Annotated in this window: 10 protein-coding genes; all 10 read right to left on the reverse strand. The window is 71.8% G+C overall.

What is annotated here, in order from left to right:
* Positions 1-135: 135 nt before the first annotated feature.
* Positions 136-1,239, reverse strand: coding sequence for a carbohydrate kinase family protein (locus tag ACQKIP_RS26500; protein ID WP_365857896.1), 1,104 nt, complete (start codon positions 1,237-1,239; stop codon positions 136-138).
* A gap of 157 nt (positions 1,240-1,396) precedes the next feature.
* On the reverse strand, positions 1,397-2,596 hold the full coding sequence (locus tag ACQKIP_RS26505; protein ID WP_365857894.1) for a macrolide family glycosyltransferase: 1,200 nt from the start codon (positions 2,594-2,596) through the stop codon (positions 1,397-1,399).
* Positions 2,597-2,762: 166 nt separating this feature from the next.
* Positions 2,763-3,764 carry an adenosine deaminase gene (locus ACQKIP_RS26510; protein ID WP_365857892.1) on the reverse strand — a complete coding sequence of 334 codons (1,002 nt, stop codon included), beginning with the start codon at positions 3,762-3,764 and terminating at the stop codon, positions 2,763-2,765.
* A 12-nt stretch (positions 3,765-3,776) separates the two neighbouring features.
* Positions 3,777-4,685 carry a ribonuclease Z gene (locus ACQKIP_RS26515; protein ID WP_365857890.1) on the reverse strand — a complete coding sequence of 303 codons (909 nt, stop codon included), beginning with the start codon at positions 4,683-4,685 and terminating at the stop codon, positions 3,777-3,779.
* A 22-nt stretch (positions 4,686-4,707) separates the two neighbouring features.
* Positions 4,708-5,061 carry a histidine triad nucleotide-binding protein gene (locus ACQKIP_RS26520; RefSeq protein ID WP_361189138.1) on the reverse strand — a complete coding sequence of 118 codons (354 nt, stop codon included), beginning with the start codon at positions 5,059-5,061 and terminating at the stop codon, positions 4,708-4,710.
* A gap of 92 nt (positions 5,062-5,153) precedes the next feature.
* On the reverse strand, positions 5,154-8,378 hold the full coding sequence (locus tag ACQKIP_RS26525) for a S41 family peptidase (protein ID WP_365857888.1): 3,225 nt from the start codon (positions 8,376-8,378) through the stop codon (positions 5,154-5,156).
* Between the two features lie 87 nt (positions 8,379-8,465).
* On the reverse strand, positions 8,466-9,098 hold the full coding sequence (locus ACQKIP_RS26530; protein ID WP_365857885.1) for a hypothetical protein: 633 nt from the start codon (positions 9,096-9,098) through the stop codon (positions 8,466-8,468).
* Positions 9,099-9,438: 340 nt separating this feature from the next.
* Positions 9,439-9,831: a VOC family protein gene (locus tag ACQKIP_RS26535; protein ID WP_365857883.1), complete on the reverse strand. Its 393-nt coding sequence runs from the start codon at positions 9,829-9,831 to the stop codon at positions 9,439-9,441.
* 45 nt (positions 9,832-9,876) lie between these two features.
* Complete coding sequence (locus ACQKIP_RS26540) at positions 9,877-10,626, reverse strand: 16S rRNA (uracil(1498)-N(3))-methyltransferase (RefSeq protein ID WP_365857881.1); 750 nt, start codon at positions 10,624-10,626, stop codon at positions 9,877-9,879.
* Complete coding sequence (locus ACQKIP_RS26545) at positions 10,623-11,720, reverse strand: nitronate monooxygenase (RefSeq protein WP_365857879.1); 1,098 nt, start codon at positions 11,718-11,720, stop codon at positions 10,623-10,625. The genes ACQKIP_RS26540 and ACQKIP_RS26545 overlap by 4 nt, the downstream gene beginning before the upstream one ends.
* Positions 11,721-11,881: the final 161 nt, after the last annotated feature.

Here is an 11,881-nt window from a genome sequence, read left to right on the forward strand (position 1 = left end):
CAGACTATGGCCTGCTCATCCTCCTCATGCGGGGCTTGGTGGCCGCTCGACAGCCTTGCACTGCCAAGAGTACGACGCCCCACTGACACCGCCGTAGGGCTTTTTCACTCCGGTGACGCACAGCTGTACGGCCTGTTACGCCGATCTGAACCCGATCGTCGGCACGGCCCGCCGCAGCGGCCACGGACGGGTGGCCTCCGGAAGCAGCCCCTCCAGGAATCCGTAGCGCCGCAGCGCCACCGGGTCCTGGTCGTCGACCTCCCGCACGGTCCGCCACCACGTGGCGACCTCCGCCCAGCCGGGTGCCGACAGGGACCCGCCGAACTCCTGCACCGAGAGCGCCGCCGTGAGCCCCGCGAAGGCGAGCCGGTCGGCCAGGGGCCAGCCGGCGAGGGTGCCGGTCACGAAGCCCGCCACGAAGACATCACCGGCCCCCGTGGGATCGAGCGCCTCGACCGCGATGGCCGGAACCTCGGCGGTCTCGCCGGTCCGCCCGTCCACCGCGTACGCCCCGTCCGCACCCAGCGTCACCACCGCGAGCGGCACATGCTCGGTCAGCGCCCGCGCGGCGGCCCTGGGGCACTGGGTCCCGGTGTACCGCATGGCCTCCTCCGCGTTCGGCAGGAACGCCTCGCAGTGCTCCAGGTCCGCGAGCCCCGCCAGATCCCAGCGCCCGGTGTCGTCCCACCCGACGTCGGCGAAGATCCGCGTGCCCGTGCGCGCGGCCTCGGCGATCCAGGGCGCGCGCGTGCCGGGCGTCAGGGAGGCGACGGCGGCACGCGCGCGTGGCGGGCATTCCGGGGCGCCGCCGTCCGGGGAATCGGCGTCAGGCGGCGGCTCGTGCCCATGGCTGACCATGGTCCGCTCGCCCTCGTACGCCATGGAGACGGTCACCGGGGAGTGCCATCCGGGCACGGTGCGTGACGTCACGAGATCGATGCCCTCGCCCTGTTCGAGGGCGTCCCAGCAGTACTCCCCGTAGTGATCGTCCCCGAAGGCCGCCGCGAGCGAGGTGCGCAGCCCGAGCCGGGAGAGCGCCGTCGCCATATTGGCCACGCCACCGGGACTCGACCCCATCCCGCGTGCCCAGGACTCGGTCCCGCGCACGGGCGCGGAATCGAGCCCGGTGAAGATGATGTCGAGGAAGACCGTGCCGGTGAGGAAGACGTCACAGGGCGGATCGCCTGCTCTGCGGGCTGCCTTGAGCGGGTCGATGCTGGGTTTGAGAGGTACGACCATGCAGGCAACGTAACGGAAGAAGCCCCGTGGGGCGCGAACGCCGGTCGAGCCGGGGTCGAGCCCGTCCGGCACTTGAGGTGCGTTGTCAGCCCGTCCGGCGTTTGAGGACGAACTCGGCGAAGCCGGTGATGACGTCCGCCGAGGCCCCCCTCACCCGCTACCCCCCGAGCTCCGCCTCAACAAGATCGGCAGCCCGAGCGGTACCCCCTTCAGCCCGTACCTCCGCCTTGAGACGAGCGGACCGAAGCGCGACGTCAGGGTCAGACGTCAGCTCAAGCAGAGCGGCCCGCAGGGCACCGGCAGACGCATCGGCGGTATCGATCCGCCGCGCAACCCCCAGCTCGACCAAGCGGTCAGCGTTGAGCGGCTGCTCGGCCCCCTGAGGAACGGCGATCATCGGCACCCCGCAGAACAGCCCCTCACTACTGCTCCCCATCCCCGCATGGGTGACGAACGCATCGGCCTGCTCCAGAATCGCCAACTGCGGCACCCACGAACGCACTTCCACGTTCCCCGGAACCTCCCCGAGCTCCGCGGGATCCACGTGCTTGCCGATCTGAAGCACCACGTGCCACCCCTCAAGCCCCCCGAAGGCCCCCACGCACTGCCGGTAGAACCCGGGCTGCTGCGTGTAGGAGGACCCGAGCGAAACGAGCAGCACCTTCCCGGCCCCCTCGGGCCGCCGCCACTCCCCCTGCCCCGCCCGGTCCGCCCGGTCCCCGAAGCAGGGCCCGACGAAGTCGACCCGCTGAGGATCGACGCGGTCGGCGGAGAGCTGCATGGCCCGCGGGATCATCGCGACGGCACGCCCGGGCGTGCCCGAGAAGGCGGCGACGTCCAGGGTCGTGGCCCCGCACCGCGCGAGCCACTCCCCGAACCGCGCTTCCAGATCGTCGGCCCCCGGAAGCTGCCGGAGGTGCGCACCGACCTCCTCCTGATACCCCTCCCAGGCCACGAAGGTCGGCGAGAGCTGCATGAACGGCCGCTGCTGCCCTTCGGCGAGTGCACGGGCGACGTACGCCCCGATGTCGTACAGATACAGATCGGCGGGGTCCTCGTCGTAGAACGAACGCAATTGCGGAAGCACCGACATCGCGTCGTCCAGGAAAAGACCGCTCGCGGCGATCGGGTCCTCGGGCCAGACGTTGTCCTTGAACGGCAACCCCGATGTGCACGGGACGAGTTCGGCGCCGGTGGGCTCGATGAGGCCGCGGGTCGCCGGGTCGTTCGCGTACGTCACCCGGTGACCGCGCGCCACCAGCTCACGGATGATCTCCAGCGAGGGCAGCACATGGCTGACCATCGGGACGCCGACCATGGCGATGTGGGCACGGCGACGGGAGGTTCGACGATGCATGGATGGGATTCCTTCGTGTGATTCGATTCAACTGCCACGGATCAGGACACGGCGGCCCGGCGCCGCGGCCGCCGGTCGGCGGGGGCGCTCGGGCCTATGAGGGCCGTGTCAGCCGTAGAGCTGGATGAAGGAGTCCATGGGCGGACGGTAACTCCGCCCTCCGCGATCAGTCGAACGAATATTCCGCGACCTCGGCGAGGTACCGCGCCCGCAGCTCCTCGTCCTGCGCGCTCCCGTCGAGGAAGGACGCCTCGAACGAGTTCCTGGCGAGCTCCCGCAGCCGCTCCTGGTCGAGCCCGAGGGCTTCCCGTACGGCGTGGAAGGTGTCGTCGACATAGCCGCCGAAGTACGCGGGGTCGTCGGAGTTGACCGTGCACAGCAGCCCGGCGTCCATCATCCGCGCGAGGGGATGCTCTTCGAGTACGTCGATGGCGCGCAGCCGGACGTTGGACAGCGGGCACAGCGTGAGCGGCATCCGCTCGCTCACGAGCCGCTCCACCAGCTCCGGGTCCTCCATGCAGCGCAGCCCGTGGTCGATGCGCTCGACGCCCAGGACGTCCAGGGCCTCCGTGATGTACGCGGGCGGCCCCTCCTCGCCGGCGTGCGCGACCCGGCGCAGGCCGAGCGCGGCGGCTGCCTCGTACACCTCGCGGAACTTGGCGGGCGGGTGGCCGACCTCGGCGGAGTCGAGCCCGACGCCGATGATCCGGTGCAGGTACGGCTTCGCGGCCTCCAGGGTCTCCAGGGCCGACTCGGCGGACTGGTCCCGCAGGAAGCACATGATGAGCCGGGTCGAGATGCCGTGCCGCTCCTCGCTCCGGTCCAGGGCGCGCCCGAGCCCTTCGATCACGGTGCCGATGCCGACGCCTCGGGCCATGTGGGCCTGCGGGTCGAAGAAGATCTCGGCGTGTCGCACGCCCTGCCCGGCGGCGCGCGCCAGATAGGCGTCGGCGAGCTCCTCGAAGTCCTCCTCGGTGAGCAGCACGGCCATCAGCCCGTAGTACAGATCGAGGAAGGACTGGAGGTCGTCGAAGAGGTAGGCCTTGCGCAGCTCTTCGGTGTCCGCGTACGGCAGGGTGACACCGTTGCGGGCGGCGAGGGCGAAGGCGAGCTCGGGCTCGAGCGTGCCCTCGATGTGGAGGTGGAGTTCGGCTTTGGGCAGGGGCATGGCGCGGCTCATTCAGGTGGTTCGCTTGGGCAGAGGTACACGCAACAGGTCTTGTGCGACGGTCAGTTCACCGTCGAATCCCGCATCCCGGGCCTGCTGCTCGAATACGCCGGGGTCGGGGTAGCGCTGGCTGAAGTGGGTCAGCACGAGATGCCGGACGCCGGATTCCACGGCGACCCGGGCGGCCTGCCCCACGGTCAGGTGACCGTGATCGACGGCGAGTTGCTCGTCCTCGTTCAGGAAGGTGGACTCGATGACGAGCATGTCGCAGCCGTCGGCGAGGGCGTGGACGCCGTCGCAGAGCCGGGTGTCCATCACGAAGGCGAACCGCTGTCCGCGCCGCACGACGCTGACGTCGTCGAGCGTGACGTCTCCCAGGACGCCGTCGCGCTGGAGGCGGCCGATGTCCGGCCCGAAGATCCCGCGCTCGGCGAGCAGGTCCGGGAGTATGCGGCGGCCGTCGGGCTCGGTGATGCGGTAGCCGAAGGATTCGACGGGGTGGGACAGCTTGACGGCATCGAGCGCGAAGGAGGGCCCGCCGGCCAGCCTGCCGTCTTTTTCGACGGGCTCCACCACGAGCCGTACGGTCTCGCGGTAGGCGGTGGCGTATCGCAGCCGGTCGAAGAAGTGCTGCCCGGACTGCGGGAAGTGCACGGTCACGTCGTGCGGGACGCGGTCCAGGTTGATCCGCTGGATGACGCCGGGCAGCCCCAGCGAGTGGTCGCCGTGGAAGTGCGTGACGCAGATCCGGTGCAGGTCGTGTGCGGCGACCCCGGCACGCAGCATCTGGCGCTGCGTGCCCTCGCCGGGGTCGAACAGGATGCCCTGCCCATCCCAGAGCAGGACGTAGCCGTTGTGGTTGCGGTGCCGGGTCGGTACCTGGCTCGCGGTGCCGAGGACGACCAATTCACGTACGGACAAGGTGAGTTATCCCGCTGTCCCGTTATCCCGGAGGCCACTGGAGGCCGCGTCCGCCCAGGACGTGGGCGTGCGCGTGGAAGACGGTCTGGCCCGCGCCGGCGCCGGTGTTGAAGACGATGCGGTAGCTCTCCGCCTTCTCCTCGGCGGCGACCTCTCCGGCTTCGCGCAGGACGTCGGCGGCGATGGCCGGTTCGGCGGCGGCGAGGCTGGCCGCGTCCGGGTGGTGCACCTTGGGGATGACCAGAATGTGGGTGGGGGCCTGCGGGTTGATGTCCCGGAAGGCGACGGTCGTGTCCGTCTCCCTGACGACGGTGGCGGGTACGTCACCCGCGACGATCTTGCAGAACAGGCAGTCTGCCTGCGGTTCTCCCGCCATACGGCGCCTCCGGTCCTCGCTGCTTCAGTGTCCCCCGCATGCTACCCGGGCTGCGCCCACGCCCGGCCCGCCCCTCGGCCCTCACCCGCCGCTCAGTCCCCCGGCAGCTCCGGTGCCGTCTTGGGCGGGGTGGTCTCCAGCGCGGCCAGCGCCAGGCGGATCGCCTCGTCCAGTTGGGGGTCGCGGCCCGCCGCGTAGTCCTCCGGGGTCGTCCATACCTCCACGTCCGGGTCGACCCCGTAGTTCTCGACGCCCCACCCGTACCCCTCCAGCCAGAAGGCGTACTTGGGCTGCGTCACCAGCGTGCCGTCCACCAGGCGGTAGCGGCTGTCGATGCCGATCACGCCGCCCCACGTCCGCGTACCGACCACGGGACCGATCCCCAGCGCCTTGATCGCCGCGTTCACGATGTCCCCGTCGGAACCGGAGAATTCGTTGGCGACGGCGACGACGGGGCCGCGAGGCGCGTCCGACGGATAGCTGTAGGGCTGCGCGCCGCGCGGCAGGTCCCAGCCGACGATCTTGCGGGCAAGCTTCTCCACCACCAGCTGGGACGTGTGTCCGCCGCGGTTCTCCCGGACGTCCACCACGAGGCCGTCCCGCGCCACCTCCACCCGCAGGTCCCGGTGGATCTGCGCCCAGCCGGGCGCCTGCATGTCCGGCACGTGGAGATAGCCGAGCCGTCCGCCGGACCGCTCGTGGACGTAGGCACGCCGGTCCGCGACCCAGGCGTGGTACCGCAGCGGCTCCTCGTCGTCGACGGGGATCACCACCGCGTGCCGGGGGTCGCCTCCCCCCGCGGGCGACACCGTCAGTTCCACCGGCTTGCCCGCCGTACCCACCAGCAAGGGACCGGGCCCCGTCACCGGATCCACCGGCCGCCCCGCGATCGCCAGGAGCGCGTCCCCGGCACGGACCGCGACCCCGGGCGCGGCGAGCGGCGAGCGGGCGGCGGGGTCCGACGTCTCGGAGGGCAGGATCCGGTCGATCCGCCACGCCCCGTCCTCGCCCCGCGAGACATCCGCGCCGAGCAGCCCCTGCCGTACGGACGAACTCCCCCAGGCCCCGCCCCCCATGACGTACGCGTGCGAGGTGCCGAGCTCCCCGGCGACCTCCCACAGCAGGTCCACGAGATCGTCGTGCGTGGCCACCCGGTCGAGCACGGGGCGGTAGCGGTCCAGTACGCCGTCCCAGTCGACGCCGCCCAGGTCGGGCCGCCAGAAGTTGTCCCGCATGAGACGCCCGGCCTCGTCGTACATCTGGCGCCACTCGGCGGCCGGATCGACCGTCTGCCTGACCCGGGTGAGGTCGACGTTGATGTTCGAGTCGGAGCCCTCCTCTCCGGAGGCCCGCCGGTCGCTCGGCACGACCTTCAGCTTGCCGTCGGCCCACAGCAGCACCCGCTTGCCGTCCCCGCTGACGGAGAAGTGGTCGGCGTCGGAGGCCAGCTCCTCGATGTGCTGCTGCACCAGGTCGTACCGTTCGAGTTCGGTCCGCGGATCGGGGTCCGACGGGTTGGCCCTGGACGCGCCGAGGACGCCCCGCACGGGATGCCGCAGCCACAGGACGCCGTCCTTGGCCGCCCGCAGGGTCGAGTAGCGGGCGGCCTCGACCGGGAACGGCACGATGCGGTCGGCGAGCCCGTCGAGGTCGATGCGCGTGACGGGCGAGCCCTCGCTGTCCGGGGTCTCGTCCTTGTCGGGCGCCTCGAAGGGCCGCCCGTGCCGCTGCGGCCCGAAGGGCGAGGGCGTGGTGGCGGCAAGGGTGATGAGATAGGGCCGCGATCCGCCGACGAAGGCCAGGTCGAATACGTGCTCGTCGTAGACGGGGTCGAAGGCGCGCGCCGACAGGAACGCCAGGTGCTTGCCGTCGAGGGTGAACGCGGGCGCGTAGTCGCGAAAACGCAGCGGGGTCGCCTCGGACACCGACAGATCGGCGGTGTTCGCCAGCTTCAGCTGCCGCAGCGGACGCGGCCCCGGATGCGACCACGCGAGCCAGGCCGAGTCCGGCGAGAAGACGAGCCCTCCGGCGTCCCCGTGCTCCCCGCGGTCGACCTCGCGCACCTCCCCGCTCTCCCGCTCCACGAGCAGTACACGCCCGTCGTGCGAGGCGACGGCGGCCCGGCTGCCGTCCGGCGCCATGGCGAGCCCGAGCACCCGGCCGAGCTGCCCGGCGGCGATCCTGCGCGGGGTGGCGCCCGGTGCGAGCCCGGTGGCGGGCGCGAACTGGAGCGCGTCGTCGCCCTCCGCGTCCGTCACCCAGACGACGTGTTCCTCGCCGTCGACACGGAAGGTCCGCGGCAGCCGTGCGCGCACCCCGTGCTCGACGGCGAGCGCGCGGGCGGGCCCCTCGCGGTGGGTCACCCAGTGCACGCCGCCGCGCACGGAGACGGCGCTGCCCCGCCCCGTGTGGTCGGGGGTCGCGGCACCGAACCAGCGCGCCGCGCTCACGGGGAACGGCTGGAGGTCGGTGCGCTGGCCGCCGAGGCGGACGTCGAGGCGGCGCGGCTCGGCTTCCGACAGGTCGTCCAGGAGCCAGAGTTCACCCGCCGACGCGTACACGACGCGGGTGCCGTCGGTGGCGGCGTGCCGGGCGTAGAAGCCGTCGATGCCGGTGTGCCGGCGCAGATCGGAGCCGTCCGCGAGCGAGGAGTAGAGAGCGCCGACACCTTCGTGGTCGGAGAGGAAGGCGATGCGCTCGCCCACCCACAGCGGGTACTCGATGTTCCCGTCGAGCTCTTCGTGCACGCGCACGAAGCGGTCCTCGCCGCCGCCCTCGGCGCCGCCACGCCGGATCCACAGCTTGCCCGCCGTGCCGCCGCGGTACCGCTTCCACCAGGCAGCCTCGCGCCCCATCGGCGCGGAGAGCAGCAGGGCCCGGCCCTCTTCGGGGCCGTGCGCGACATCGCCCACGAGGCCGTACGGCAGGGTGTCCGCGGGCCCGCCGTCCAGCGGGACGGCCCGCGCCCAGCTGCGGCGCAGCGAGGCCTGGCCGTGCGTACTGACCGCGAGGACCCGCCCGTCCGGGGTCCAGCCCCGCACTCCCGTACGGGCGCTGCCCCAATACGTCAGCCTCGTGGAGGATCCGCCGTCGACCGGCGCGACATGCACCTCGGGGGCGCCGTCGCGGGTGGACGTCCAGGCGACGGTCGTCCCGTCCGGGGAGATGCGGGGGTGGTTCACGGGCATGTTGTCGGCGCTGACGCGCCATGCCCGGCCGCCGTCCAGAGGCGCGAGCCAGACGTCGTCCTCAGCGGTGAAGGCGACCAACTCGCCGCGCAGATGCGGATACCGGAGATACGCAGAGTGCCCAGTCACTGTCACAAAACCAGCCTAAGCAGCCACGGCGGGGCCGGACAGCGTTTTGGATCACTTGCCTGCGCACGCGGTTCAAGTCGGCCGGGATCACTTGCCCTTGAAGCACGAGCACGTCGGATCCGGCGTCGGCGGCAGCGTGGCGGTCACCGTGACGGTCGCCGCGGGCGGCTGGTCCGGCTCGTCCGGCTTGTCGCCGTCGTGGTCGTCGCCGTTGTCGTTCCCGTCGTCCCAGTTGCCGTCGTCGCTCCCGTCGTCACCGCCCTCGCAGTCGCCGAGCACGTCCACGTGGAACCACTGCTTGCCGTCGACCTTGGCGGTCAGGCTGCCGCGCACGCAGTGCCCGTCGACGACGGACCACACCACGCCCGTGACGGTGATGTTGCTGGTGTCGTTCGACCCTTTGCCATTTCTGGCCTGCCCCTGGCAGTCGACGTCGACGTCGGCCTTCTCCTGCGGATCGCCGCTGGAGGGCGTCACCCGGTCCTTGAAGCGGGCCGTACAGCTGATCCACAGCACATCGAGGTGCTGGCGCTCCAGCTCCTTCGTGGCCATCTCGTCGGTGGTGATGGCGACGGCCGCGGTGTTCGTGGACCCGTCGACCGGATCGCACGCGGCGACGCCGATCACCGCCGCCCCCGCGAACCCGACGGCGTACAGCACCCGCCCGCGCCGACCGCCTACGACCGCCGCACGATCACGTATGCGCCTCAATGCCCCCATAGGCGGCAGAGTGCCACTGCGCGCCGCCTGACGATAGTCCCCTTTGCGTCCACTCCGGACGGCTTCGGACACCGGCGGACGCGGAAGCTCCGGGGAAAATGACGTAACAACACCGCAGGCTCGGGCGGCGCCGACTGCCGTCATGTCCTGTCCGTGTACGGCGAGGCCAGCCGATTCCGCACGGCGATCGCCTTCGGCGCGGGCCCCGGGCACGTGATCGCCGAGGATTCCCGGCAGCGCGGTTCGCTCGTGGAATGACCGACAGCGACGACCGGAAGTGGCTCAACCTCTACGAACCCGGTTCGCGAGCTGGACGGCCGGCCACTCCTGAACGGCACCCTCAGCCGCGCAGCAGCAGCCACTCCTGCAACTCCACCAAGTTCCCTTCCGGGTCCCTGAGATGGGCGACGCGCATGCGCTCCGTCAGCGGCGCGGGTCCGTGGACGACGACTCCGCCGCGCCCGGCGATCCGCTCACAGTACGCGTCGAGGTCGTCGACCCGCAGCACCACCAGTGAGCGGTGGCCGGTCGCGGGCTCGTCCAGCTCGTCGAGGAGCTCCGCCATCGCCGAGCGGTCCTGGAGAGCGATCCCCGCGGAGCCGATCGCCGGACTGAACTTCTCGTACGGCCCTTCGCTCGCCCCCGACTGGGGCTTGAGGCCCAGGATGTCGGCGTAGAAGCGATAACAGGACGCGAAGTCCGATACGAGCAGGCGCACTTGGGCGAGTTCCACGATATCTCCCTTACCCTGAGCGGCAGTTCAGGATCAGGCGGCGGTTCAGGACCAGCGGCCCGTTCGCCCGAGGAGCAGGGCGGCCGCCGCCGTCCCCGCGGTCGATGTTCGCAACACGCTACGCCCCAGGCGGTACGGCTTCGCGCCCGCCTCGGCGAACGCCGCGAGCTCGTCCGGCGACACGCCGCCCTCGGGGCCGACCACCAGGACGATGTGCCCCGTGGCCGGAAGCTCCGCGGCGGCCAGCGGCTCGCTGCCCTCCTCGTGCAGGACCGCGGCGAAATCGGCCCCGGCGAGCAGCGCCGCCACCTGCTTGGTCGACGCGGCATCGGCGACCTCGGGGAAACGCACCCGGCGGGACTGCTTGCCCGCCTCACGTGCCGTCGCGCGCCACTTGCCGAGCGCCTTGAGCCCGCGCTCGCCCTTCCACTGCGTGATGCAGCGGGACGCGGACCAGGGCACGACCCTGTCGACGCCGGTCTCCGTCATGGTCTCGACGGCGACTTCACCGCGATCGCCCTTGGGCAGCGCCTGCACGACGGTGATCCGGGGCTCCTCCGGCGCCTCTTCCCGTACGGAGTCCATCCGCACGATCAGCCGGTCCTTGCCCTCTGTTCCGGTGACCACGCAGTCGGCCCAGCGGCCCGCACCGTCGGTCAGGACGACGTCCTCACCGGCGTGCAGCCGCTTCACGGAAACGGCGTGCCGCCCTTCGGGGCCGTCGAGCACGTAGTGTCCGTCGCCGCCCGCGCCGGCGTTCTCGAAGGTCTCGACGACGAAGACGGGCGCGGTCATGCCTCGCCGCCGGGCTGGTCGCCCTGCTGTCCGTCGACCGCCGACGCGGCCTGCGCCTCGGCCAGTTCGGCCGCCAGGACCTCCACCAGCTGCCCGGCCGCCAGATCGCGCGACATGCGGTGTCCCTGCCCCGCCCACAGCGCCATGCCCTGCGCGTCACCGGCCTTGGCGGCGGCCTTGCGCAGGCCGCTGGTCAGGTGGTGGATCTGGGGGTAGGCGGCGGGGGCGTACGGGCCGTGCTCGCGCATGAAGCGGTTGACCAGGCCGCGCGCGGGGCGGCCGGAGAAGGCGCGGGTCAGTTCGGTCCTGGTGAACAGCGGGTTGGTCATGGCCTGCTTGTGCAGGGCGTTGGCGCCCGACTCGGGGCAGACCAGGAAGGCCGTGCCGAGCTGCGCGGCGTCGGCGCCCGCCGCGAGGACCGCGGCGATCTGCGAGCCGCGCATCAGGCCGCCGGCCGCGACGATCGGGATCTGCACGGTCTCGCGCACCTGCGCGATGAGCGAGAGCAGACCGAGTCCGGCACCGTCCGTCTCGGGGTTGTCGCGGTGCGTGCCCTGGTGGCCGCCCGCCTCGATGCCCTGGACGCACACGGCGTCGGCGCCGGACCACTGGGCGGTCTGGGCCTCTTCGGGCGTGGTGACGGTGACGACGGTGATCGTGCCGACGCGGGCGAAGGCGTCGAAGACGTCGCGGGTGGGGCAGCCGAAGGTGAACGACACCAGCGGCACCGGGTCTTCGACGAGGATCGCGAGCTTGGCGTCATAGCCGTCGTCGCGGCCGCTGTCCGGGTCGCCGAGCTGTGTCTCGTACCAGGAGGCCTCACCGGCGAGCTGGTTGCGGTAGACCTCGACGGCAGCGGCGTCGGCGTACTCGGGCTGCGGCATGAAGAGGTTCACGCCGAACGGGCGGCTCGTGAGCCCGCGCAACTGTTTGATCTCCTGGTACATCCCGTCGGCGGTTTTGTACCCGGCGGCGAGGAAGCCGAGCCCTCCGGCCTCGCAGACGGCCGCGGCGAGCTGGGGGCAGGAAGCGCCGCCCGCCATGGGGGCCTGCACGATCGGAAGGCGGCAGAGATCGGTCAGTGCGGAGGACATGAACGCATCGTGCCATGCCCTGGCCGGGGGGCCGAATCGCGCTGACACCGGGCCCGCGGGCGCCTGCCGCGGGCTACAGACTTGGGGGGGGGGGGCGCCCCCCGGCGCCGCGCGCCCAGCTCGGGGGAGAGGACAAACAACGGGGACGCCCCCCGGGCGCC

Source organism: Streptomyces sp. NPDC059900 (assembly GCF_050270335.1).
Lineage (GTDB): Bacteria > Actinomycetota > Actinomycetes > Streptomycetales > Streptomycetaceae > Streptomyces.